We start from the raw sequence: 25,289 nt of genomic DNA on the forward strand, positions 1-25,289 counted from the left end.
GCACTTGAATGCGGGTTTTTTATGCTTGCGCAGATCTGTCAGCGACCTATCAGAACGTTTCTATCTCAGCATCGGCATGCAGCATCTGTCGGTAGGCGGCAAAATCCTGCTGTCCGCTGCGCGAGGCCAGGAAGCGACGATAGTTCTGCTTATCGTCCTCCGAGAGCTCCGTTGTTGGCTCGCTTACGCCATCCAGGCGAATAACGATAAAGCTGCCGTTGGGAAGACGAACACTACCGTAAGTTGGCTTGTCACTCGCCGCAGGCCGCGGCATCCGAAACACTTGCTGTAGCACCGCCGGCTCAACGCCGTCCTGATTTCGCGAAGCGGCTTCCACTGGTTGCCACTGCTGTGCCGCCTGTCCTCCTTCACGCAGCGTAGCCATCAAGCGCTCGCCCTCCTCGCCTGCCATCTCGGCAGCCTTGCTACGCCGCAGCTGAGTGATGATGTCTTCCTTCACCGAATCGAAAGGCAAAACCTCCGGCTGCAAATGCTCCTTGGCGCGCACCGCAACGACGGTGTCCGGATCCAGTTCGATGACGCTGCTATTGGCGCCATCGATCAGAACCTCGTCACTGAACGCTGTCTGGATAACCTGTCGATTGGCAGCGATACCGGCCCCGCCTTCACGGCCGAATGGTTCGGTCGCCTGCACTGTCAGACCTAGTTCTTGCGCCGGTTGCGCGAGATCAGAAGACTCGAATGCGGTGTCTTCCAACAACTTGCTCGCCTCGACAAAACGCTGCTCGACCTGCTGCGCTTTGAGCTCTCGAACCAGCTCAGGCCGCATATCTTCGAGCGCTGGCACTTCGGGCGACCTAACACCCAACAGTTTAATCAAATGCCAGCCAAAATCAGAACGCACCGGACTCGACACCTGCCCTTCGTCAAGCGCATAAAGCGCCTCCTCGAAAGCCGGGTCGTAAACACCTGGCCCAGCAAAACCCAAATCACCGCCTTCATTGGCCGAACCCGGGTCCTCGGAAGCTTCCTTGGCAAGCGCCGCGAAATCTTCGCCTGCAGCCAATCGCTTGGCGATCTCTTCGATCTTCGCCTTAGCCTCGGCGTCGCTGGACTCATCCGACTCGATCAGGATATGCGCTGCACGGCGCTGCTCCGCCAGGTTCGCGATGCGCTCCTGATAGAGGTTTTGCACCTCCTCATCCGATACCTCGACTTGGTCGAAAAACGAATCCTTGTTCAGCTCGACATACTCAAGAACAACCTGCTCCGGCGAGCGAAAGCGGTCAGTGTTCTGCTCGTAGTACTCACGCGCCTCTTCGTCGCCTACCTCAACCGCATCCGCATCCGCCGGCACGGTAATGCTCGCAAAATCACGGGTCTGCTGCTCTAGGCGAGCAAACGCTTCGATCTGCTCATCCGTGACAAAACCAGAACCGGAAATGCCAGCACGAAGCTGTCCGATCAGCATTTCCTGCTTCAGCAGCTCGCGAAATTGGAGACGGGTGTAGCCCATTTGCTGAATAACTTGATCGAACCGTGCCGCATTGAATGCACCGTCTACGGTAAATTCGGGTGTCTGCAGAATCAGCTGATCGAGGGCTGTCTCGGAGAAGGCAAAATCGGCGCTGCGTGCACCCTGCAGCAACAGTGCTCGATCGATCAGTGCGCGAAGGGATGACTCGCGCACTAGCTTGTCATCCAGCAATGCCGGATCGAAATCGCCACCCAGCTGCTGAGCCAACTGCCGACGCTGCATGTTCATCGCTTGGTTGAGCTCGTCCAGCGAGATTTCCTCACCGTTGACCTCTGCAGCTTGGCGGCTGTTGCTCGCGGCATTGAAGATAGCGTCGAAGCCTGTCAGTGCCAGCAGCACAACGATGATGCCGATAATGGTTTTGGCAATCCAGCCTTGTGAATTGTCCCTGATATTCTGAAGCATGCGTCCCCCAGGAGTCAGCTGCGCAACGGTCGCTGCAGCACGGGTGGAATCCAGATAAAAGAAAGGCGCATCCAGGGATGCGCCTTCTCGGAGCTTTGGAGCGGTTGGGCCTTATCCCCCAAGCCCGAACGCAACAGGCAAAACCTGTTCGAATAACCGCTCCAAGCCAGGGCCAGTGCTAACTGACAACTGGCCGGATCGAAAACGCTTAGTTGACAGCGTCTTTCAGAGCCTTGCCTGCCTTGAAGCCTGGGATCTTGGCCGCAGCGATGTTGATCGGCTTGCCAGTCTGAGGGTTACGGCCGGTGCGAGCAGCGCGTTCCTTTACAGCGAAAGTACCGAAACCAACCAGTACCACGGAATCACCAGCCTTCAGTGCGCCAGTGACGGATTCAATCACTGCATCCAGCGCGCGGCCAGCAACAGCTTTCGGGATATCAGCAGATGCAGCGATGGCATCGATCAGTTCCGACTTGTTCACTCTAAGTCCCCTTATTTCTGTTGAGTCAAATCTTTAATTTTTGGTGTAAGCAAAAGCGGTGCTGAAATAGCAGCGACACAAGGGGCCGGTTTATAACAAGGACGCCGAAAATGTGTCAACAAAGCCTTCCAGACTAATGCGTGCTGATTCGCTCCTTGGAATCAGACTCGCGTTTGTCTTCCTTTGCAACTATATCGGGAGCCGCATCAGGCAAGGGCTCCGGCGCGTATTGCAGCGCAATTTGGAGGACTTCGTCAATCCACTTCACCGGTTTAATCTGCAGGTCCTGCTTAATATTCTCAGGAATCTCTTTCAGATCACGCTGATTCTCTTCAGGGATGATTACCGTCTTGATGCCGCCTCGATGTGCGGCGAGCAATTTCTCTTTCAACCCACCGATGGCCAACACCTGGCCACGCAAGGTGATCTCTCCGGTCATGGCGACCTCGGCGCGAACGGGAATCTGCGTCAGCGCGGAAACAAGCGCCGTGCACATCCCGATACCGGCGCTGGGGCCGTCCTTCGGCGTTGCCCCTTCCGGCACGTGAATATGAATGTCCTGCTTTTCATGAAAGTCCAGCGGAATACCCAGGCTCTTGGCCCGACTACGGACGACAGTAAGTGCAGCGGTAATCGACTCGCCCATCACGTCGCCGAGCGAACCGGTCTTGGTCAGACGACCCTTACCAGGCACCACAGCCGCCTCGATGGTCAGTAGCTCGCCGCCGACCTGAGTCCAGGCCAGGCCGGTCACTTGGCCGACTTGATCCTGTTGTTCAGCAAGCCCGTAACGGAACTTGCGCACCCCAAGGAAATGCTCGAGCGATTCGGCAGTGACGTTCACCTCGAAGCTCTTTTCTGCCGCATGTTCTTTGACTACCTTCCGGCAGACTTTCGCCAGTTGGCGCTCCAAACCGCGAACGCCAGCTTCACGCGTGTAATAGCGAATTATGTCGCGTATGGCCTCTTCGTCGAAAATCAGCTCGGCCTTCTTCAATCCATTTGCCTGCACCTGCTTCGGAACCAGATAGCGAATCGCAATATTGATCTTCTCGTCTTCTGTATACCCAGGAAGACGTATCACCTCCATGCGATCCAGCAGTGGCGCCGGAATATTCATGGAGTTGGCGGTGCAGAGAAACATCACATCGGACAGGTCGTAGTCGACCTCAAGATAATGGTCATTGAAGTTATGGTTCTGCTCGGGATCAAGCACCTCAAGCAGCGCCGATGCCGGATCGCCGCGCATGTCGTTGCCCATCTTGTCGATTTCATCAAGCAGAAACAGGGGGTTACGAACACCGACCTTGCTCATCTTTTGAATCAACCGGCCTGGCATTGACCCTATATAGGTACGGCGGTGCCCGCGAATCTCGGCCTCATCCCGCACGCCACCCAGCGCCATTCGCACAAACTTACGGTTAGTGGAGCGTGCGATGGATTCCGCCAGCGAAGTCTTGCCCACGCCCGGCGGGCCAACCAGACATAGCACCGGCCCCTTGAGCTTCTTGACGCGCTTCTGCACGGCAAGGTACTCGAGAATGCGATCCTTCACCTCTTCGAGGCCGTAATGGTCGGTATCGAGTACGTCTTCAGCCTTTGCCAGATCGAGGCGCACCTTGCTGGCGGCCTTCCAGGGCACGTTCACCAGCCAGTCGATGTAGGTCCGAACCACAGTGGCCTCAGCCGACATTGGCGACATTTGCTTGAGCTTGTTCAGCTCGGTTGTCGCCTTGGCATGGGCATCTTTGCTCAGGCCAGCATTCTCGATGCGCTTCTTCAGGTCATCGATTTCATTGTGACCTTCGTCGATATCACCCAGTTCTTTTTGAATAGCCTTCATCTGCTCGTTCAGATAGTACTCGCGCTGGCTACGCTCCATCTGCTTCTTAACGCGTCCACGGATACGCTTTTCAACCTGAAGCAGATCGATTTCGGCATCCAGCAAGGCTAGTACGTGTTCAACCCGAGCGGGCAGCTCGGTAATTTCCAGAATCGCCTGCTTCTGCTCGATTTTGAGCGCCATATGCGCAGCCATGGTGTCAACCAGGCGCGCCGGTTCATCGATGCTTGCAAGCGATGAGAGCACTTCGGAGGGGACTTTTTTGCCGAGCTGAACGTATTGCTCGAACTGACTCAGCAGACTGCGGGTAAAGACTTCCGCTTCGCGCTCCTCGATGTCCGACTCTTCGATAAGCGACACCTCGGCACGGCAGTGATCATCCACATCGAAGAAACGATCTATGACGCCGCGCTGTTCACCTTCTACAAGCACCTTGACAGTGCCGTCGGGGAGCTTGAGCAGCTGCAAAACGGTCGCGATCGTACCCACGCGATACAGGCCTTCTTCAGCCGGATCATCATCGGCTGGGTTCCTCTGAGCCAGCAGCAGTATCTGCTTGTCACCGGCCATGGCGGACTCGAGGGCCTCGATGGACTTTTCCCGGCCAACGAACAGCGGAATTACCATGTGCGGGTAAACCACGACGTCGCGCAGCGGCAAAAGGGGCAATTCGATGGTTGTCTTCATAAATTCAGCTCTACGACGGCCATACGGCGGTGAACGGGGAAACACCCTGGCAATTAAGATGAGGGCACGCAGGGCAAAAAACAAGGATGGCGCAGAAATGCAAAGGGGCCCGGAGGCCCCTTTGTTCTGTTACGCGTCTGGCGCAGCCTTTGCGGGCGGCTCGCTGTTTTCGTAAATCAGTAGAGGTTGTGATGTACCTTCGATAACGCTCTCGTCGATGACCACCTTGCTGACATCCTTTTGTGAAGGAATCTCGTACATGGTGTCCAGCAGAACGCCCTCAAGGATCGAACGCAGGCCACGTGCGCCGGTCTTGCGCTCTAGCGCGCGACCTGCGACAGCCTTGAGCGCATCGTTACGGAACTCCAAATCCACACCTTCGAGCTCGAATAGTTTGGCGTACTGCTTGGTCAGTGCATTCTTGGGCTCGGTAAGGATCTGGATCAAGGCGGCCTCATCCAATTCATCGAGCGTGGCAATAACTGGCAGACGGCCCACAAATTCCGGAATCAGGCCAAACTTGACGAGGTCGTCAGGCTCTACCGCACGCAGCGATTCGCCGATCTTCTTGCCTAAATCCTTACTGCGAACCTCTGCATTGAAGCCGATGCCACCTTGGGTCGAACGCCCCTGAATGACCTTTTCAAGGCCAGCGAATGCGCCGCCGCAAATAAATAGGATATTGCGCGTATCGACCTGTAGGAACTCCTGCTGTGGATGCTTGCGACCGCCTTGGGGCGGAACCGAGGCGACCGTACCCTCGATCAGCTTGAGCAGCGCCTGCTGCACACCCTCGCCCGATACGTCCCGAGTAATCGACGGGTTGTCAGACTTGCGTGAAATCTTGTCGATCTCATCAATGTAGACGATGCCCATCTGAGCTTTCTCCACATCGTAATCGCATTTCTGCAGCAGCTTTTGAATGATGTTCTCAACATCCTCGCCTACGTAGCCAGCCTCGGTGAGCGTGGTGGCGTCGGCGATGGTGAACGGCACATTCAGTAGCCGCGCAAGCGTCTCAGCGAGCAGGGTCTTGCCCGAGCCGGTCGGCCCGATCAACAGAATATTGCTCTTGCCCAGCTCGACTTCCTCTTTCTTATCGCGCTGGTTGAGTCGCTTGTAATGGTTGTAAACCGCTACTGCCAGGATCTTCTTGGCGCGTTCCTGACCAATGACGTATTGGTCAAGAATACCGCTGATCTCCTTTGGCGCAGGCAGTTTTTGCGCGCTGCTCTCGGCCTGTGCTTCTTGCACCTCCTCACGGATGATGTCATTGCACAGGTCAACGCACTCGTCGCAGATAAAGACCGAGGGCCCGGCAATCAACTTGCGTACTTCATGCTGGCTTTTGCCGCAGAAAGAGCAATAGAGCAGCTTGCCGGAATCCTCGCCGTTGCGGGTATCAGTCATTCGATCGATCCAATCGGGAAGGCTTTAAACACAAGATGAAGGCAATCGTGGGCTTTTTCAAGCCCACACTGCCGCCGGATATCGCCGTGCGGACGAGATCAGACTGCCATCTGCCGTTGAGCCAGGACTTGGTCGATCAGTCCATACTTGACGGCTTCTTCGCCACTCATGAAATTGTCGCGGTCGGTATCCCGAGCAATCACTTCCATCGGCTGGCCGGTGTGCTCGGCCATTACCTTGTTCAGACGCTCACGGATAGTGAGGATTTCCCGAGCATGGATCTCGATGTCAGAGGCCTGCCCCTGGAAACCGCCCAGCGGCTGGTGAATCATCATCCGCGAGTGTGGCAAGCAGTAACGCTTCCCGGCCGCGCCACCGGTCAATAACAGAGCACCCATGCTACAGGCCTGCCCGATGCAGATGGTCGACACGTCCGGCTTGATGAACTGCATGGTGTCGTAGATCGACATACCCGCAGTGACGGAGCCGCCAGGGGAGTTGATGTAGAGATGGATGTCCTTCTCGGGATTTTCTGCTTCGAGGAAGAGCATCTGTGCAACGATCAGGTTGGCCATGTAGTCTTCGACCTGACCAACCATGAAGATCACCCGCTCCTTGAGGAGACGGGAATAAATGTCATACGCGCGCTCGCCACGGGCGGACTGTTCAATGACCATCGGCACCAGGCCACCTGCGGCCTGGATGTCTGATGCTTGCATAAACGAATTGCCGGACATGTCCAACGATACTCCCTATGTCACGCCGCAAAGACATAAGCCAGCGCGAGGCTGGCTTATGAATGTGCATTAAACGGTTTGAAGAGACTCAGGCAGCTTGCGGGGCTTCCGCAGGCTTCACTGCTTCTTCGTAGGAGACCGACGTGTCGGTCAATTTAGCCTGCTGCAGGACAGTATCTACAACTTGTTCTTCGAGCACAACAGAGCGGACTTCGTTCAATTGCTCGTCGTTCTTGTAGTACCAGGACACGACCTGCTCGGGCTCCTGATAGGCCGAAGCCATTTCTTCGATTAGCTCGCGAACCCGCGCGTCGTCAGGCTTGAGTTCGTACTGCTTGACCACCTCAGCGACGATCAGACCGAGCACGACGCGGCGCTTGGCCTGCTCTTCGAACAACTCAGCCGGCAATTGGTCGGGCTTAATGTTGCCCCCAAACTGCTGCACAGCCTGAACGCGCAGGCGATTCACTTCGTTGTCGATCAGCGCCTTCGGCACCTCGATCGGGTAGGCACTGACCAGCGCTTCCATGACCTGATTCTTGACCTTGGTCTTGATGGCCTGGCGTAGCTCACGCTCCATGTTCTTCTTCACTTCGGCACGGAAGCCTTCGAGGCCACCTTCTTGAACACCGAACTGAGCAAAGAACTCGTCGTCTAGCTCCGGCAGCTGCGCAGCGGCAACGCTATTTATAGTCACAGTAAACTCGGCAGTCTTGCCGGCGAGGTCGAGGTTCTGATAGTCCTCAGGGAAGGTCGGATTGATAACCCGCTCTTCACCCGCCTTGGCACCAACCAGCGCGTCTTCGAAACCAGGAATCATGCGACCCGAACCCAATACAAGCTGGGTGCCCTGCGCCGAGCCGCCAGCGAAGGCTTCACCATCGATCTTGCCAACGAAGTCGATGTTCAACTGATCGCCATTCTCGGCGGCGCGATCGGTAGTCTCATAACGAGTGTTCTGCTTACGGAGGATATCGAGCATGTTGTCGACGTCCGAATCTGCCACTTCGGCCTGCAAACGCTCAATCTCAATACCTTCGAAGCCGGCGACCTTGAACTCGGGGAATACTTCGAAAGTCGCGACGTACTCCAGATCCTTGCCCTTTTCGAACACTTTCGGCTCGACTGCCGGTGCGCCGGCAGGATTCAGTTTCTCGGCAACTACGGCCTCGTAAAAAGTGGCCTGGATCAAATCGCCCAGCGCTTCCTGACGAGCAGCCGCTTCGTAGCGCTGACGAATCACGCTCATCGGCACCTTGCCGGGACGGAAACCTGGGATCTTGGCACGGCTGGCGGTCTGCTGCAGACGCTTGTTGACTTCGGTCTCGATGCGCTCGACCGGCACGCCAATGGTCATGCGGCGCTCAAGAGCGGAGGTGCTTTCAACAGAAACTTGCATGGATTTTCCTCGTTGCACAGACATAAGCCGGCGTTCCGGCCCCAGAATGGGCAAGCATTCTAGTGGCTCGCATGACAGAAGTCACCCCGTCCGGCAAGGCACCCGCAGCACTGAAGCAGCTGCGCTGCACCTTCGTAGAGTTATCGAACAATCCAGCCCTGACGCCCGGACGAACCAATGAAACAGACAAAAAAAAACCGGCCACTGGCCGGCTGCTACACTCCGCATCATTTCAGATACGAAGCGCCTGTATGGTGCGGACGGAGAGACTCGAACTCTCACACCTTGCGGCGCCAGAACCTAAATCTGGTGTGTCTACCAATTCCACCACGTCCGCAGAACTTCTAAACGGAAACGCCAGGCAGTGCCTGGCGCTTCGGAATATGGGGTGGACGATGGGGTTCGAACCCACGACCGCAGGAGCCACAATCCTGTGCTCTACCAACTGAGCTACGCCCACCATATTGCCTTGCTTATGCCAGAGCCCAAAATGGCGCACCCGGCAGGACTCGAACCTGCGACCATCCGCTTAGAAGGCGGATGCTCTATCCAACTGAGCTACGGGCGCTTTATATCTGCATTCTATTCGGAGCGCAGACTTCAAGCTCCGGCCAGTGAAGGCACAGACCTTCAAAAGCCGTCTTACCCAGCAGCAAGCTGTGCTCGACAAGCGGGGCGAATCTTAATGGGCCACCTACAGGCCGTCAACACCAAAACCGAAAAAATTTCAGTCTGGTAAAGGAGTTACGGGAATAGATGGCCGCATCGTCTTTGCCCGACGGGACCACCGTGCGAGAATGCGCATCCTTTTCAATCTCCCGATGGTTAATCAAGCGTCATGACCGCAAAACTGATCGACGGTAAAAAGATCGCTGCCAATATCCGCCAGCAGATTGCCGGCAGAGTCGCCGAGCGCTCTCAGCAAGGCCTCAGAGTTCCAGGACTGGCGGTGATACTAGTGGGCACCGACCCGGCGTCTCAGGTCTATGTTGCGCACAAGCGCAAGGACTGTGAGGAAGTCGGATTTAACTCCACCGCCCACGACCTGCCCGCTGAAACCAGCCAGGCCGAATTGCTGGCGCTGATCGATCAGCTCAATGACGACCCACTTATCGACGGTATCCTCGTGCAGCTTCCATTGCCTAAGCACCTCGACGCGTCGCAGCTGCTTGAACGCATCCGCCCAGACAAAGATGTGGATGGCTTCCACCCATACAATATTGGCCGGCTTGCGCAACGTATGCCCCTGCTCCGTCCCTGCACACCGAAAGGCATTATGGCGCTGCTTGAAAGCACCGGTATCGACCTGCACGGACTCAACGCAGTGGTCGTCGGTGCGTCCAATATCGTCGGCCGGCCCATGGCACTGGAACTGCTGTTGGCGGGCTGTACGACAACGGTTACGCATCGCTTCACTAATGATCTGGCCGAGCACGTCAAGCGTGCCGACCTGATAGTAGTGGCGACCGGCATCACCGGGCTGGTCAAAGGTGAATGGATTAAGGAAGGCGCAATCGTCATTGATGTAGGCATCAACCGGCAGGCCGACGGCAAGTTGGTCGGAGACGTGGAGTTCGATGTTGCGGTACAGCGCGCCAGCTGGATTACGCCGGTACCCGGCGGGGTCGGTCCGATGACACGCGCCTGTCTGCTGGAAAATACGCTGCACGCGGCGGAGCATTTGCACACTTGATGTGAGCGCGTTATCAATGACGTGCTTGGCTCCGGGCAGCTACATGGCGTTCAAGAAAACGGCACCCTCGAGTGCCGTTTTTCCGTTGCAGGCCCAGCCGCGCATGCGGTAGCGGCTTAACGCTCTTGCTCCCAGGACTTGATCAGTTCGTTATAACTGACCGTCTTGCCTTGGGGCTTTTCATTTTCCAACTTGGGCTTCGGCGAGCCCGGCTGGCTCAGCCAGTATTCCGGATCGCGAGGCTCGTTGAGTATTGGTCCGCACTTCGGTTGTACATTGGCCCGTTCCAGCCGCGCCATCATCGTGTCCTGTGCTTCTGCAAGACCATCGAGCGCTTCCAGAGGCGTCTTGTCGCCGCTGGCCGCTTCGGCGATGTACTGCCACCAGAGCTGTGCCAGACGCGGATAGTCCGGCACGTTGGTTCCGGTTGGCGTCCACTGCACCCGCGCCGGGCTACGATAGAACTCAACCAGCCCACCCAGCTTCGGCGCTGCCTCGGTCATGGCGTCGGAGTCGATATCGGATTCACGAATCGGGGTCAGACCGACAAGCGTTTTCTTCAACGACACGGTTTTCGACACCGTGAACTGTGCATAGAGCCAGGCGGCCAGCCGGCGCTTCTCCGGCGTAGATACGAGGAAGGTCCAGGCCCCGGCGTCCTGATAGCCAAGCTTCATCCCCTCCTCCCAATACGGGCCTTTGGGCGACGGCGCCATACGCCATTTCGGCGTGCCGTCTTCATTGACAACTGGCAGGCCGGGCTTGGTCATGTCCGCAGTAAAGGCGGTGTACCAGAAGATCTGTTGAGCAATGTTGCCTTGAGCCGGGACCGGTCCGGATTCGGAGAACGTCATGCCCTGCGCTTCTGGCGGCGCGTACTCACGCATCCAGTCGACATATTTCTGTGTCGCATAGACCGCCGCCGGTCCGTTGGTTGCGCCGCCACGGGAAACGCTAGAGCCCACCGGATGGCAGTCCTCAACGCGAATGCCCCACTCGTCCACCGGCAAGCCGTTCGGCAACCCTTTGTCGCCAGCACCTGCCATGGAGAACCAGGCATCGGTGAAGCGCCAGCCCAGCGACGGGTCTTTCTTGCCGTAGTCCATATGGCCGTAGATGCGCTGTCCGTCGATTTCCTTGACGTGATTACTGAAGAATTCGGCGATGTCTTCATAAGCGGACCAGTTGACTGGTACGCCCAATTCGTACCCGTAGCGCTCCTTGAATTGCTGCTTCAGTTCGGGGCGCTCGAACCAGTCGGCACGGAACCAGTAAAGGTTGGCGAACTGCTGGACCGGCAACTGATAGATCTTGCCGTCCGGCCCTGTGGTGAAGGAGATACCGATGAAATCGTCCAGGTCGAGTGTCGGCAGCGTGTAATCCTTGGCCTCGCCCTCAATCATGTCGCTGATGGCAACCGCTTTGCCATAGCGGAAGTGAGTGCCGATCAGGTCGGAGTCGTTGATATAACCGTCATAGATATTCTTACCCGACTGCATCTGTGTTTGCAGTTTCTCGACCACGTCGCCCTCTTGCATCAGGTCGTGCCGCAGGCGAATACCTGTGATCTCGCTGAAAGCGCGCGCTAGCGTCTTCGACTCGTACTCATGAGTGGTGATGGTTTCCGACGCGACGTTGATCTCCATACCGCGGAACGGCTCGGCGGCCTTGATGAACCAGCGCAACTCTTCCATCTGCTGCTCGGGCGACAGGGTCGACGGATTGAACTCCGACTCGACCCATTTCTTCGCCGCATCTTCATAAGCGTCGGCCCAGGCCGCTCCCGTAATGCCGGACAACGTCAGCAGGGCAGCGAGCGCCATGCCATGTCGGGTGTTGTTTTTATTCTCGAACATAAACACCTCCTTTGGGTTTTTTGGAAGGATGAGCCGCAAGGCTCAACCCCAGCGCATCACTGCAAACAACCAGACAAGAGACAGCGCGGACGCTATCCAGATGCTCCAGTCGGTCAGCCCTATCAGCAAAAGATGCCAATAGGCGCTGCCCAGAAGTCCAATGAACAACCGATCGCCCCGCGTAGTGACGATGGGCAGCAAGCCCTTTCGCGGCACGCAGGGCCGGCGCAGTTCCCACGCACTCATCAGCGCCAGCATCAGGCCGATCACGGCGAAGAACGCAGCAGTTGGTGTGGTCCAGGCCATCCAATTCATCGATAGCTCTCCTATACCCGTCCGAGGGCGAAGCCCTTGGCCACGTGGTTGCGCACGAACCAAATCACCAGCATGCCGGGCAGGATAGTCAGCACCCCGGCGGCAGCCAGCACGCCCCAATCGATTCCCGAAGCCGATACGGTCCGCGTCATTACCGAGACGATGGGTTTGGCGTCCACCGATGTGAGCGTTCGAGCGAGCAGCAGCTCCACCCAGGAAAACATGAAGCAAAAGAACGCGGTGACACCGATGCCAGAGCCGATCAGCGGAATGAAAATCTTCAGGAAGAACTTGGGGAAGCTGTAACCGTCGATGTAGGCCGTCTCGTCGATCTCCTTTGGCACACCGGACATAAAGCCCTCGAGAATCCACACTGCCAGCGGTACGTTGAACAAACAGTGAGCCAGCGCCACGGCGATATGCGTATCGAACAGGCCGATCGACGAGTACAGCTGGAAGAACGGCAGCAGAAACACCGCAGGCGGCGCCATCCGATTGGTTAGTAGCCAGAAGAACAGATGCTTGTCGCCGAGAAAGCGAAAGCGTGAGAAGGCATACGCCGCCGGCAGCGCCACCGTCAGCGAAATCAGGGTATTCAGGCAGACGTAATACAGCGAATTGATGTAGCCGCTATACCAGCTGCGGTCGGTGAAAATGACGCGGTAGTTGTCTAGCGTGAAGCCCTGCGGCCAGAGCGTAAGCCCACCGAGGATCTCGGTGTTGCTCTTGAACGACATGTTGACGAGCCAATAAATGGGCACCATCAGAAAGGTGATGTAGAGGATCAGTACCGCTCGCTTGCGCAGATGCATTAGCTGGCCCTCTTCATTTCTGGTCGCCATGGGTCATCGCCGTATAGAACAGCCAGGACACCAGCAGGATGATCAAGAAGTAGATCAGCGAGAACGCCGCCGCCGGACCGAGATCGAACTGCCCCACCGCCATCTTGGTGAGTGTCTGGCTGAGAAAAGTGGTGGCATTACCCGGGCCGCCACCGGTCAGCACGAACGGCTCGGTGTAAATCATGAAGCTGTCCATGAAGCGCAGCATCACGGCGATCAGCAATACGCTCTTCAACTTTGGCAGCTGAATGTGGCGGAACACCGCCCACGCCGATGCGCGATCGATGCGTGCCGCCTGGTAGTAGACGTCAGGGATTGCACGCAAGCCTGAATAGCAGAGCAGCGCGACCAGCGATGTCCAGTGCCATACGTCCATCACCAGCACCGTCACCCAGGCGTCACGCGTATTCGAGGCATAGTTGTAGCTGATGCCCAGTTCGTTGAGGACGTAACCCAACAGGCCGATATCTGCGCGGCCGAAGATTTGCCAGATGGTGCCGACCACGTTCCATGGAATCAGCAAAGGGATCGCCATAACGATCAGGCACAGCGAAGCCCAGCGCCCACGGGTCGGCATCGTAAGCGCGACGGCGATACCCAACGGGATCTCGATCAGCAAGACGCAGCCGGAAAAGATGAACTGGCGCAGCAATGAATCATGCAGACGCGGATCGTTGAGTATCTGCCGATACCAATCGGCACCGACGAAGAATCGTGTCGATGAATCGAAGATGTCCTGCACCGAGTAGTTGACCACCGTCATCATCGGCAGAATGGCGCTGAACGCCACCAGCAGGAAAACCGGTAGTACCAGCCACCAAGCGCGGTTGTCCTGAACCTTGCTCATGGCAACTCCTCAACTAGTAGATCATCCGCGTAGAGCATCAGCCATTGCGCCGGAAAGCCCACCCAGGCTTGCCCTTGCGGGACGACCTGATCTTCAGGCAGGCGCGCCTTGAGTAGCTGGCCTTGCATGCGGAAGGTCAAAATCTTGTAGGTGCCGAGGTCCTCGACGCGCACCGCATCAACCTGCATGCCGCCGCTCGCCTCGTCGGCGACCTGCACGAACTCGGGTCGGATACCGATCTGCAGGCGCTTGCCGACGAGCGATGGCAGGCGCGCCGCAAGCGATTCGGACAAGCGCAGATATTGATTGCCAAACGCCACACCGCCCTCCTCAGCCCGAACGTCAATCAAATTCATTCCCGGGCTGCCGACGAAGAAACCCACGAAGGTGTGTTGGGGGCGCTCGAAAAGCTCGCGCGGCGTGCCGAACTGAACGATTTGACCGCCATGCATCACCGCAATTTTTTCGGCGAAGGTCGAGGCTTCCAGCTGGTCATGAGTGACGTAGATCATGGTGATGTTGAACTGCTCGTGGATCTGTTTGAGCTTGCGTCGCAACTTCCACTTCAAGTGCGGATCGATGACCGTCAGCGGCTCGTCAAAGAGGATCGCTGATACGTCGTCCCGCACTAATCCCCGCCCCATGGACACCTTCTGTTTTTCGTCAGCGGTCAGGTTGCGAGCCTTTCGCTTGAGCAGCGGATGAAGATCGAGTACCTCGGCAATCTCATGGACCTTGCTGGTGACACGCGCCTCCGGGACGCCCTGATTGCGCAGGGGGAAAGCAAGGTTGTCGAACACAGTCATGGTGTCGTAGACGACCGGGAACTGAAAAACCTGGGCGATGTTGCGCTGCTCGGGCGTCATCCTGTTCACCTCGCGCGCGTCGAACAGCACCTGCCCTTCGGATGGGCTGAGCAAACCGGAAATGATGTTCAGCAAAGTTGACTTGCCACAGCCGGAAGGGCCCAGCAATGCATAAGCTCCGCCCTGTTCCCAGACATGGTCCATCTCGCGGATGGCGTAATCCGCTGCGCCACGCGGCTGCGCACTGTAGCTGTGGGCCAGGTTCTGTAGGCGAATCTCTGCCATGGGACTTCCTCAGACACGTCGCGCCGGCGCTTGGGCCAACCGGCCCGTGGCGTCGAAGACGAACAGCTTGTGAGTCGGGATGTAGACGCGAATGGGCGAGTCCACTGGATAGTCGTGAACTCCCTGCACGTGCAGAACCAAGCTGAAGTGCTCGTTGCGCACGTGGAGAAAGGTCTCCGAGCCGCTGATTTCCGCCAGTTCGACCGTGCCAGAAACCTCCAGGTCGTCATCATTGGACGGCACCAGCCCGATGTGGCTGGGACGTACACCGAAGCTGTAAGCCCCCTCGCATAGTCCGCGCAGATCGGCGTTCAGCGGAAAATGCATGCGATCTTCAAAGCTGACCTCACTGGAAGCGATACGCCCTGGCAATAAATTAATCGGCGGCTCGGAAAACAACTCGGCACTCAGCATCTGGCTCGGCCGGTGATAAACCTCAGACGTCGGTCCGCTCTGGATGACCCGCCCTTCATGCAGAACGGTGGCCGTGCCGCCCAACGCCAAGGCTTCGTTGGGCTCGGTGGTGGCGTATATGGCAATGCTGCGCCGCGTCCTGAACAGCTCGCGCATTTCCTGACGGAGCTCCTCGCGCAGCTTGTAATCGAGGTTTACCAGCGGCTCGTCGAATAGCACCAGATCGGCGTCTTTCACCAGCGCTCGGGCCATGGCCGTCCGCTGCTGCTGGCCACCGGAAAGCTCCAACGGGTGCCGCTCCAGAAAGCTTTCGATGTGTAGCATTTCCGCCGTTTCGCGAACCTTGCGTTCGATCTCGACCTTACCAACCCCAATCTGACGCAGCGGCGATGCGATGTTTTCAAACACAGTCAACGTCGGGTAGTTAATGAATTGCTGGTAAACCATCGACACGTTGCGCTTGCGTACCGGCACGCCGGTCACATCGGCCCCGTTCATGAGAATGCGGCCGCTACTCGGCTTGTCGAGGCCGGCCATTAGGCGCATCAGTGAGGTTTTACCCGCTAGCGTTCGCCCGATCAGCACGTTGAACGAACCAGGCTCGAAGCCCAGGCAAACGTCGTCGATGTGTAGCTGCCCATCGACCTTCTTGGTGACGTGTTCCAGCGTGAGGGACATGTCGCATCCTTCTATTTGTTATAGGAGAACGATTGCCATATTCGTGCCATTTCGAAACGGCGGCTCTGGTTCGAGCTCCAGTGGTAAACGAGCAGTTCTGAACTGTTCAAAATGAACATTTATGAACATTGACAGTGAACAAAAATGAACAAGACTGTTCAGGGCGCACGCTGCAACGCAGCGAAAACAACAAGAACTCGCATTCGAAGAGGGCGACATGGCCGACCCAGTCCAGTCCATTTCCCACCAGACACTGGTCGAAGAGTCCTGGCACCGCTGCGAGCGCTTTGGCCTGAACCCACTCAGCACGCCGAGCTTCGGCCAGCCCGCTGAGCAGGATGTGAGTGCATTGCTCGAACGCCAGCGAAACTTGGTGCAAACCACCCAGCGCGAAGTGCTGCCTTACTACGAAAATATCCTTTCGAATTCGAGCTGCCTGATCCTACTGGCCGACAGCGGCGGCCAATTACTGGAGTCTTGGGGCGACCGGCGCTTCGTCGAGCCCGCCCAGCGTCGGGGCTTTTCCCCTGGCGCCAGCTGGATGGAGCGGGACACCGGGACCAACGCCATCGGAACCGCGCTGGCCAGCGGGCAGGCAGTACACATTCAGCGCGACGAACATTTCCTCAAGGCCAACCGCTACCTCTCCGGCGCCGCTTCTCCGATCTTCGATGCGCAGCGACAGCTGATTGCGGTGCTCGACGTTTCCAGCGACAGCTATTTGCCGCCCTCGCACACCCTGGGCATGGTCAAGATGATGAGCCAGTCGGTGGAGAACCGACTGATCCTCAACCTGTTCCATGACGATTACTTCCAGCTGACCTTCAACACGGGCCAGGACAATCTCGACAGTCAGTGGGCCGGCCTGCTGATCTTCGATGAGTCCGGATTGATCGTCTCGGCCAACCGTCGCGCTGACAACCTGCTCGGCGTAACGCTGACGCGCACCCGAATCGACATGCTGTTCGATGTACCCCTGCTGCAATTGCTTAACCAGCCGGAAGAACAACCGATGCTGCTGCGCGCCATGGGTCGCCATCGATTTCATGGGACCATTCGACGACCGCAGAAGCCGCGCATTCAAGCCCGAGATTTTCGTAGTGCAGCCGCAAAGTACGCGGTGGATCTGGGAGGGGTTGATTACGGTGATCCGCGTGTGCAGAAAGTGGCTCGCCAGGCTCAGCGGATGCTGGAAAAGAATATTCCAGTCCTTGTTCACGGCGAGACCGGCGTTGGCAAAGAGTTTCTGGTCAAGGCGCTACACGCGGCCAGCTCCCGAGCGGCGGCACCGCTGATAGCCGTTAACTGTGCGGCCATTCCTGGCGAGCTGATCGAATCAGAGCTTTTCGGTTACGAGAAAGGTGCGTTCACCGGCGCTCATCACAAAGGCAGCAGCGGCCTGATTCGCAAGGCCGACAAGGGAGTGCTATTTCTTGATGAAATCGGCGACATGCCGCCCAATTTACAGGCCCGGCTGTTACGCGTCCTGCAGGACCGTTGCGTGCAACCGCTTGGAGGTGGCGACCCCTATCCTGTGGACTTCCGGCTGATCTGCGCGACCAACCGGTCTTTGCGGCAGGAGGTCGAAAGCGGGCGCTTTCGCCAGGACCTGTTCTACCGCGTCAGTGGTTTCAGTACCGAGCTGCCGCCGCTGCGTGCGCGAGCCGATAAGCTCGCGCTATTTCAGCGGGTATGGGAACAGCATCGCGAGCCACAGCAATGGGCTGGCCTGAGCAACGAAGTCCAGCGCTTGTTCGAACGCCACCCCTGGCCCGGCAATATCCGTCAGCTGAGCAGCGTGATCCAGGTCGCCCTGGCGATGGCTGACGAACAGCAGATCAGGCCGGAACATCTGCCTGATGACTTCTTCGATGACCTCGAAGCCGAGCCCGACGAGGGCCGATACGACTCGCAGCGCCAACTCAACATGCTCGAGCCCCAGCGAACCCAGCCGAACCAACAACTGCGTAGTCAGTTCGAAGCCTGTCGCGGCAATATTTCGCATCTAGCCCGGCACCTCGGCGTCAGTCGCAACACCTTGTACAAGCGACTGCGTGCCGAGGGCCTTTATCCAGGTTAAGTTTGCGGCATAGCTCCGCAAGACGCTTGAACGACGCTGGACACCGGCATTGACGGTTTCGCCTCCGACATAGGGTGGGCTTCAGCCCACCGGTGGTGGTAGCTAATCCACTGCGCGGGACTGACTGTGGGCTGTGTAACTTATTCGCTTAGACGCCAGCTCGTTCCGCCCTTACCGTCTTCGAGCACAACGCCCATGGCGGTCAGCTGATCGCGAATCCGGTCGGACTCGGCCCAGTTCTTGTCAGCACGCGCTTGTAGACGCGCGGCGATCAGCGTTTCGACCTCGGCTGCATCCACCTTGCCCTCAGCACCAGCTTGCAGGAAGGTGTCGGGGACCATCTGCAACACACCAAGCACTACGGCCAGTTCCTTCAACCGGCCAGCGAGCTCGGCGGCAGCTTGCAGATCCGTGTCGCGCAGACGGTTGATCTCGCGAACCATCTCGAACAGCACAGCACAGGCTTCGGGTGAGTTGAAATCGTCATCCATGGCAGCGCCAAAGCGTGCCACGAACGTTTCTCCGCCTTTTGCAGATGCTGCCGGCAAGCCCCTGAGCGCGGTATAGAAGCGCTCAAGCGCGCCCTTGGCTTCTTTCAGACTGTCTTCGGAATAGTTGATCGGGCTGCGGTAATGGCTCGACACCAACAGGTAGCGCACCACTTCCGGCTGATACTTTTCCAGCACCTCGCGAATGGTGAAGAAGTTGCCCAGTGACTTGGACATCTTCTCGCCATCGACGCGCACCGCGCCGGCATGCATCCATGCGTTGGCGTACTGCTTGCCGGTCGCCGCCTCGCTCTGAGCGATCTCGTTCTCATGATGCGGGAAGACTAGGTCAGGCCCGCCGCCGTGGATGTCGAAGGTCTCGCCCAGGCAGCAAGTGGACATCACCGAGCATTCAATATGCCAACCCGGACGCCCTGCCCCCCACGGCGATTGCCAGCTCGGTTCGCCGGGCTTTGCGGCTTTCCACAGCACGAAGTCCAGCGGATCTTCTTTGGCTTCGTCGACCTCGATGCGCGCACCGATCTTGAGGTCCTCTATCTTGCGCCGTGACAGTTTGCCGTAACCAACGAATTTGCCGACCCGGTAGTACACGTCTCCGTTACCCGGTGCGTACGCAAATCCCTTATCTATCAGGGTCTGGATCATGCTGTGCATGCCAGCAATATGCTCGGTGGCGCGCGGCTCGAGATCGGGACGCAACACGTTGAGCCGTGCTTCATCTTCATGCATCGCGGCGATCATGCGGCCTGTAAGAGCCTCGAACGATTCACCGTTTTCCTGGGCACGACGAATGATCTTGTCGTCGATATCGGTGATGTTGCGCACGTAGGTTAGGTCGTAGCCACGCTGGCGCAACCAACGCGAAACCACATCGAATGCCACCATGACCCGCGCATGCCCAATATGGCAGAAGTCGTAGACCGTCATGCCGCAGACGTACATCCGCACCTGGTTCTGAATCAGCGGCTTGAGTGGCTCCTTGGTCTTGGTCAGCGTGTTGTAGATCGACAACACCATTACTGGCCTCCCCAGGAGTCACGCAGGGTCACGGTACGGTTGAATACCAGCGCATCCGGCCGGCTGTCCTTACGGTCAACGCAGAAATAGCCTTCGCGCTCGAACTGGAAGCGATCTTCGGCTTCAGCGGACGCCAGTGAAGGCTCAGCGCGGCAACCTTTGAGCACGACCAGCGAATCCGGATTTATATTGTCGAGAAAGCTGCCGCCCTGCTCGTCTTTCTCAGGATTGGCCGAGCGGAATAGCCGATCGTACAGGCGCACTTCGCATTCGACGCTTTGCGCTGCCGGCACCCAGTGAATCACGCCCTTGACTTTGCGCCCCTCGGGATTTTTGCCAAGCGTGTCCGGATCATAGGAACAACGCAGTTCGACCACATTGCCCTCGGCATCCTTTATCGCTTCGTCGGCGCGGATCACATAGCTCCCGCGCAGCCGCACTTCGCCGCCCGGAACCAAGCGCTTGAAGCCGGCCGGCGGGATCTCTTCGTAGTCGCCAGCATCGATATAGATCTCCCGCGAGAACGGCAGCTTGCGCACGCCCATGTCCTGTTTCGGATGACGCGGCAGCTCCAGGTTTTCGACCTGACCTTCCGGATAGTTGGTAATGACGACTTTTAGCGGCTTGAGCACGCACATGGCACGTGGCGCGTTGGCATCGAGGTCCTCGCGAATGGCGAACTCGAGCATGCCCACGTCCACGACACCGCCGGCACGGTTCACGCCGATCATGTCGCAGAAAGTGCGGATCGACGCAGGCGTGTAACCGCGGCGGCGATAGCCGCTGAGCGTAGACATGCGTGGATCGTCCCAACCGCTGACATGCTTTTCATCGACTAGTTGCTTGAGCTTGCGCTTGCTGGTGATGGTGTAGTTCAGATTCAGCCGAGCGAATTCATACTGGCGCGGGCGGGCCGGGACCGGCAGATTTTCGAGGAACCACTCGTAGAGTGGACGATGATCTTCGAATTCCAACGTGCAGATGGAATGGGTCACGCCCTCGATGGCGTCCGACTGGCCATGCGTGAAGTCATAGCTCGGATAGATGCACCAGTCGTTACCGGTCTGATGATGATGAGCATGGCGGATGCGGTAGAGAATCGGATCGCGCAGATTCATGTTCGGCGAAGCCATGTCGATCTTTGCACGCAGTGCCTTGGCACCATCCGGGAACTCGCCGGCCTTCATCCGCGAGAAAAGGTCTAGATTTTCTTCAACCGAGCGATCGCGGAACGGGCTGTTGCGACCCGGCTCGGTCAGGCTGCCACGATATTCGCGCGCCTGCTCCGACGTCAGATCACAGACATAGGCCTTGCCGGCCTTGATTAGCTCGACGGCCCAGTCGTGCAGTTGAGCGAAATAATTCGAGGCATAACGCTCCTCGCCGGCCCACTGAAAGCCGAGCCACTGCACGTCACTCTTGATCGCATCGATGTATTCCTGGTCTTCCTTGGCCGGGTTAGTGTCATCGAAGCGCAGGTTGCACTCGCCGCCGAACTCCTTGGCCAGGCCAAAATTAAGGCAGATCGATTTGGCGTGGCCAATGTGCAGATAGCCATTGGGTTCGGGCGGAAATCGCGTGACGATCTTGGCGTGCTTGCCCGAGTCCAGGTCAGCCTGAACGATCGGGCGGAGAAAATTGGTGGCTGCGGTAGTCTCAGGCTTGCTCATGGTGTCCTTAACGATCTGCGAGTATGCGGCTCAGAGAGTGTTTACAAATGTAGCGAGCGATGGCCAGGCAAGGCGAGATCAGCCGAAAAGCTGAATGTACACGTCGCACATGAGCATCTTGAGGCTGATTTCAACGCGGCCTGGCCGAGCGCAGTAATTTGTAAACACTCTCTCAGGGTAGGCCGGCCAAATCAAAGCGCCTATCATAGCGGACCCGTCAACCCCCTGACAGAGCAAAGCGTCCTGCCGCGCGACGCTCTGCAGCAGGGACGTCCATCTTGATAATCGCGCCGGGTGCCCCGTCGCGACGCGATTCTCCCGCTCGTCTCATAAGGAAGGTTTCCAATGATCAAACTCCATACCAATCATGGCGTCATTACCGTCAAGCTGTTCGAAGACAAGGCCCCTGAAAGCGCCGCCAACTTCAAGGAATACGTCAAGAGCGGCCACTACGATGGCACCATTTTCCATCGTGTAATCAGCAACTTCATGATCCAGGGCGGCGGCTTCGAGCCGGGCATGAAGCAGAAGGCTACCCGCGGCCAGATCAAGAACGAAGCCAACAACGGCCTTTCCAACAAGACCGGCACCTTGGCCATGGCGCGCACCATGGAGCCGCACTCGGCTTCTGCGCAGTTCTTCATCAACGTCAAAGACAATGATTTCCTCGACCACACCGCGCCGACCGTACAGGGCTGGGGCTATGCAGTCTTTGGGGAGGTCGTCGAAGGCATGGACGTGGTCGAGAAGATCAAGGGTGTCTCTACGACCATGAAGTCGGGCCATCAAGACGTTCCGGTGGAAGACGTGATCATCGAGAAAGCTGAAATCGTCGAGTAAGCATCTTGATTCTGCTGATTTCCGATCTGCATCTCGAAGAACAACGCCCGGATATCACCCGGGCGTTTCTTCGCTTCCTTGATGATCGCGCTGCGCAGGCCGAGGCGCTCTACATTCTTGGGGATTTCTTCGAGGTCTGGGTCGGCGATGACGGCATGACGCCTTTTCAGCATGAAATCGCCGGAGCGTTACGAACACTTAGCGAAAGAGGAACTCGCGTCTATCTGATGCATGGCAATCGCGATTTCATGATTGGCAAGGGGTTCTGTCGTGAAGCAGGCTGCACGTTATTGGCGGATCCTCATGTGGCGCAGCTCGGCAACGAACGCGTATTACTGATGCACGGCGACAGCCTGTGCACCAGAGACGAAGGCTATATGCGGCTACGCCGCTGGCTGCGCAACCCCCTTAGCCTGTTCATCTTGCACAACCTCTCGCTCGCCAAGCGTCAGCAACTGGCGCAAAAGCTTCGCTCGAGCAGCAAGCAAGAAACCCGCATGAAAGCCAGCGACATCGTTGACGTTACGCCGGACGAGGTTGTTCGAATCATGCAGCGTTACAAGGTCCAGACGCTGATTCACGGTCACACTCATCGACCCGCAACGCATTCGCTGCAGGTCGATAATCAGCCAGCCAAGCGCATCGTGCTTGGCGATTGGGACCGGCAGGGCTGGGTCCTGCAGGTCGATGAGTCAGGTTTCCACCAGGCCGCATTCGACCTGAACTGAACCGATCAGGCGGCGCTCGGAACACCACTGTGAAAGCGAAACTCATTGTCGGGACTTTCGATCAGCTCGCGCTCCCGGTCACGCACCCGAACGATGGTCGCATCGATATCCGTCGCAACCCCATAGAGATACGCCAGCTTTAAATAGTCCTGAAAATGCCTCGCCTCGGATTTAAGCAGCCCGTGATAGAACTTACCGAGCTCTTCATCCAGGTGCGGGACGAGCATCGCGAAGCGCTCGCACGAGCGCGCTTCAATGAAAGCGCCAGTCACCAGCGTATCGGTGAGCCGGTAGGGCTCATGATTGCGCACCAACTCCCGCAACCCCGCGGCATAGCGGGACGACCCGACGTTGCGCAAGGCAATTTCCCGTTTGCGGATGATCGACAACACTTGCTCGAAGTGCCGTAGCTCTTCCCTGGCCAACCGCGACATCTTGTTCTGCAAGTCGGGCTTGTCGATATATCGGAACATCAACTGAAAGGCGGCACCAGCAGCCTTCTTCTCGCAATTACCGTGATCGATGAGCATCACGTCCTGGTTCTGCAGTGCAGCATCGACCCAGGCAGTAGGCGTGGCACAGCCAAGGAAATCGTTTAGTTCGGGGAGCATGGTGAGGTTCTGGTATCAAAGAGATGAATGGCGGCGGCAACGCGGCCCGTTGTCGTCGGCAGCGCATTATACGAAGAGCGTCTGCCACGACCAGAGCTGTTGGATTGCGTCACTGGCCAGAGCGGGTGGCTTGTCTATAGTGAAATCATCCGAAACCGGAAACGGAGCCGATCATGCAAGCCACTCGCTGCATTCTCGTGGTAATTGACCCAAAGCTACCCGAAAACCTGGCCCTGAGGCGGGCCCGCTTGATTGCCAGTGTCAGCCAGTCGCGACTGCACCTCCTGATCTGCGACGGCAAACATGATCACAGTGAGTATCTCGGCAGGCTTCGTATGGAACTGGAGAACCAGGGCCATACCGTCGGCACCCATCAGGCTTGGCATGAAAATCATCATCGGACCATCATCGCTGTGCAGCAAGCCGAAGGCTGTGGTCTGGTCATCAAGCAACATGTCGCCGATAACCCGTTAAAACGCGCCCTGTTGACCTCGGAAGACTGGAAGCTGCTGCGCTACTGCCCCTGCCCAGTGTTGATGACCAAGACCGAAGTACCCTGGACCGGCGGCAATATCCTCGCCGCGGTCGACGTCGGCAACGCCGATACTGAACATCGCACACTTCACGCCAGCATCATCAGCCACGGCTACGAAATCGCCTCGCTCGCCGAGGGCTGTCTCCACGTTATCAGCGCTCATCCGTCAGCGATGCTTTCAGCTGCGGACCCTGCCTTCCAACTGAAGGAAACCATCGAGGCCCGCTATCGCGATGCCTGCAAACAATTCCAGGCCGAGTTCGACATTCCAGACAGCCAACTCCATATCGAAGAAGGCCCGGCAGATGCGCTGATTCCTCGCGTCTGCCATCAACTCCAAGCAGTTGTCACTGTGATCGGCACCGTAGCCCGCACTGGTTTCTCCGGTGCACTGATGGGCAATACCGCCGAGGTCGTGTTGGATGCGCTGGAAAGCGACGTCTTAGTACTCAAACCGGACGCTATCATCGAACACCTGGATGAGTTGGCGCGCCGCTAAGCCAACCGAGGCGCGCCATGCAGACGTAATCGCGGCCATCCACTCTCCTGCAGCCAGAACCTAGTCGGCGGTCTCATTCAGGAACTGCGGAGCGATATAGCGCTGGTAATGCGCCTCTGACAGAAGAAAGAACTCCCGGTCGATGGCGTCGCGAAGCTCAGGTAACGCCCAATCACGGAACTCCGGCAGCAGTACCACGCCGTAGGCCTCAAGCTGCTGGATCACACGGGCACCCCGAGCGATCAACTGGTACGCCCAACAGTACGGCGACTGCTCGACGACGAAGCGGACTTGCCGGCTCTCCAATTGGCGGCGCAACAGATCCGCATCGAAAATTTCCAGCTTGGCAGCCATCACCTGCGCGAGGAGCAGCTCCAGCCGGCGCCAGACGGAGCGCTTGCCCTCCTCGCTATAGGCATTCCAGCTCACCACCTCATGGTGGAAACGTTTGCAGCCGCGGCAGACGAGATCACCATAAACGGTTGAGCAGAGACCCACACATGGGGTTTTGATGCGCTGATTGGACATGACGATAATGGATCGAAGAACAGCGCTGCATCTTAGACTTTTGTCCAAGCCGGGTCACTGAAGAATCCAACTCGCA

Annotated in this window: 21 protein-coding genes and 3 tRNA genes; 5 read left to right on the forward strand and 19 right to left on the reverse strand. The window is 57.7% G+C overall.

The window, feature by feature from the left end:
• Positions 1–49: 49 nt before the first annotated feature.
• From NAV33_RS01815 to NAV33_RS01855, 9 genes are all read right to left on the reverse strand, one after another.
• Complete coding sequence (locus NAV33_RS01815; RefSeq protein ID WP_255976277.1) at positions 50–1,903, reverse strand: SurA N-terminal domain-containing protein; 1,854 nt, start codon at positions 1,901–1,903, stop codon at positions 50–52.
• 208 nt (positions 1,904–2,111) lie between these two features.
• The gene (gene hupB, locus NAV33_RS01820; protein WP_003282502.1) at positions 2,112–2,384 is read right to left on the reverse strand and encodes a nucleoid-associated protein HU-beta; all 273 of its coding nucleotides are present in this window, start codon (positions 2,382–2,384) and stop codon (positions 2,112–2,114) included.
• Between the two features lie 133 nt (positions 2,385–2,517).
• The gene (gene lon / locus NAV33_RS01825; protein ID WP_255976279.1) at positions 2,518–4,914 is read right to left on the reverse strand and encodes an endopeptidase La; all 2,397 of its coding nucleotides are present in this window, start codon (positions 4,912–4,914) and stop codon (positions 2,518–2,520) included.
• Positions 4,915–5,043: 129 nt separating this feature from the next.
• A complete protein-coding gene (gene clpX, locus NAV33_RS01830) occupies positions 5,044–6,324 on the reverse strand; it encodes an ATP-dependent Clp protease ATP-binding subunit ClpX (protein ID WP_255976281.1) in 1,281 nt (426 codons plus the stop codon).
• Positions 6,325–6,422: 98 nt separating this feature from the next.
• Positions 6,423–7,061 carry an ATP-dependent Clp endopeptidase proteolytic subunit ClpP gene (gene clpP / locus NAV33_RS01835; protein WP_255976283.1) on the reverse strand — a complete coding sequence of 213 codons (639 nt, stop codon included), beginning with the start codon at positions 7,059–7,061 and terminating at the stop codon, positions 6,423–6,425.
• Between the two features lie 88 nt (positions 7,062–7,149).
• Complete coding sequence (gene tig, locus NAV33_RS01840) at positions 7,150–8,460, reverse strand: trigger factor (protein ID WP_255976285.1); 1,311 nt, start codon at positions 8,458–8,460, stop codon at positions 7,150–7,152.
• Positions 8,461–8,712: 252 nt separating this feature from the next.
• Positions 8,713–8,797: transfer RNA gene (locus tag NAV33_RS01845), tRNA-Leu, on the reverse strand.
• A 47-nt stretch (positions 8,798–8,844) separates the two neighbouring features.
• A tRNA-His gene (locus NAV33_RS01850) sits at positions 8,845–8,920 on the reverse strand.
• Between the two features lie 31 nt (positions 8,921–8,951).
• Positions 8,952–9,028 (reverse strand) — tRNA-Arg (locus tag NAV33_RS01855).
• 270 nt (positions 9,029–9,298) lie between these two features.
• On the opposite strand from NAV33_RS01855, the gene folD reads away from it, so the two are divergent.
• A complete protein-coding gene (gene folD, locus NAV33_RS01860) occupies positions 9,299–10,153 on the forward strand; it encodes a bifunctional methylenetetrahydrofolate dehydrogenase/methenyltetrahydrofolate cyclohydrolase FolD (protein ID WP_255976287.1) in 855 nt (284 codons plus the stop codon).
• A 116-nt stretch (positions 10,154–10,269) separates the two neighbouring features.
• Here the strand turns inward: folD and NAV33_RS01865 are convergent, their stop codons facing one another.
• The 6 genes from NAV33_RS01865 to NAV33_RS01890 are packed head-to-tail and all read right to left on the reverse strand — an operon-like array spanning position 10,270 to position 16,196.
• A complete protein-coding gene (locus tag NAV33_RS01865) occupies positions 10,270–12,009 on the reverse strand; it encodes an ABC transporter substrate-binding protein (protein WP_255976289.1) in 1,740 nt (579 codons plus the stop codon).
• 42 nt (positions 12,010–12,051) lie between these two features.
• Entirely contained in the window at positions 12,052–12,324 is a 273-nt protein-coding gene (locus NAV33_RS01870) for a DUF2160 domain-containing protein (protein WP_255976291.1), read from the reverse strand.
• 11 nt (positions 12,325–12,335) lie between these two features.
• Positions 12,336–13,136, reverse strand: coding sequence for a carbohydrate ABC transporter permease (locus NAV33_RS01875; protein WP_255976992.1), 801 nt, complete (start codon positions 13,134–13,136; stop codon positions 12,336–12,338).
• A 13-nt stretch (positions 13,137–13,149) separates the two neighbouring features.
• On the reverse strand, positions 13,150–14,013 hold the full coding sequence (locus NAV33_RS01880) for a carbohydrate ABC transporter permease (protein ID WP_255976293.1): 864 nt from the start codon (positions 14,011–14,013) through the stop codon (positions 13,150–13,152).
• Positions 14,010–15,104 carry an ABC transporter ATP-binding protein gene (locus NAV33_RS01885; RefSeq protein ID WP_255976294.1) on the reverse strand — a complete coding sequence of 365 codons (1,095 nt, stop codon included), beginning with the start codon at positions 15,102–15,104 and terminating at the stop codon, positions 14,010–14,012. The genes NAV33_RS01880 and NAV33_RS01885 overlap by 4 nt, the downstream gene beginning before the upstream one ends.
• A 9-nt stretch (positions 15,105–15,113) precedes the next feature.
• Entirely contained in the window at positions 15,114–16,196 is a 1,083-nt protein-coding gene (locus tag NAV33_RS01890) for an ABC transporter ATP-binding protein (RefSeq protein ID WP_255976296.1), read from the reverse strand.
• Positions 16,197–16,413: 217 nt separating this feature from the next.
• Here NAV33_RS01890 and NAV33_RS01895 point away from each other — a divergent pair, with 217 nt between their 5' ends.
• The gene (locus NAV33_RS01895) at positions 16,414–18,276 is read left to right on the forward strand and encodes a sigma-54-dependent Fis family transcriptional regulator (RefSeq protein WP_255976298.1); all 1,863 of its coding nucleotides are present in this window, start codon (positions 16,414–16,416) and stop codon (positions 18,274–18,276) included.
• Between the two features lie 140 nt (positions 18,277–18,416).
• Here NAV33_RS01895 and cysS read toward each other — a convergent pair whose 3' ends face one another.
• Positions 18,417–19,802 (reverse strand): cysteine--tRNA ligase, encoded by a 1,386-nt coding sequence (cysS, locus tag NAV33_RS01900; protein ID WP_272887180.1) that lies wholly within the window; start codon positions 19,800–19,802, stop codon positions 18,417–18,419.
• The gene (locus NAV33_RS01905; protein WP_255976300.1) at positions 19,802–21,472 is read right to left on the reverse strand and encodes a glutamine--tRNA ligase/YqeY domain fusion protein; all 1,671 of its coding nucleotides are present in this window, start codon (positions 21,470–21,472) and stop codon (positions 19,802–19,804) included. Before NAV33_RS01905 ends, cysS begins: the two co-directional genes overlap by 1 nt.
• 345 nt (positions 21,473–21,817) lie before the next feature.
• On the opposite strand from NAV33_RS01905, the gene NAV33_RS01910 reads away from it, so the two are divergent.
• Positions 21,818–22,312: a peptidylprolyl isomerase gene (locus NAV33_RS01910; RefSeq protein ID WP_255976302.1), complete on the forward strand. Its 495-nt coding sequence runs from the start codon at positions 21,818–21,820 to the stop codon at positions 22,310–22,312.
• Positions 22,313–22,317: 5 nt separating this feature from the next.
• A complete protein-coding gene (gene lpxH, locus NAV33_RS01915; RefSeq protein ID WP_255976304.1) occupies positions 22,318–23,040 on the forward strand; it encodes a UDP-2,3-diacylglucosamine diphosphatase in 723 nt (240 codons plus the stop codon).
• A gap of 5 nt (positions 23,041–23,045) precedes the next feature.
• Here lpxH and NAV33_RS01920 read toward each other — a convergent pair whose 3' ends face one another.
• Positions 23,046–23,651, reverse strand: coding sequence for a tRNA-(ms[2]io[6]A)-hydroxylase (locus NAV33_RS01920; RefSeq protein WP_255976306.1), 606 nt, complete (start codon positions 23,649–23,651; stop codon positions 23,046–23,048).
• A gap of 173 nt (positions 23,652–23,824) precedes the next feature.
• Here NAV33_RS01920 and NAV33_RS01925 point away from each other — a divergent pair, with 173 nt between their 5' ends.
• Positions 23,825–24,685 (forward strand): universal stress protein, encoded by an 861-nt coding sequence (locus NAV33_RS01925; RefSeq protein WP_255976308.1) that lies wholly within the window; start codon positions 23,825–23,827, stop codon positions 24,683–24,685.
• Between the two features lie 60 nt (positions 24,686–24,745).
• Here NAV33_RS01925 and NAV33_RS01930 read toward each other — a convergent pair whose 3' ends face one another.
• Positions 24,746–25,213: a DUF1289 domain-containing protein gene (locus NAV33_RS01930; protein ID WP_255976312.1), complete on the reverse strand. Its 468-nt coding sequence runs from the start codon at positions 25,211–25,213 to the stop codon at positions 24,746–24,748.
• Positions 25,214–25,289 lie beyond the last annotated feature (76 nt).

The sequence above is a fragment of the Stutzerimonas stutzeri genome (assembly GCF_024448715.1).
GTDB classification, from domain to species: Bacteria; Pseudomonadota; Gammaproteobacteria; order Pseudomonadales; family Pseudomonadaceae; genus Stutzerimonas; species Stutzerimonas stutzeri_AR.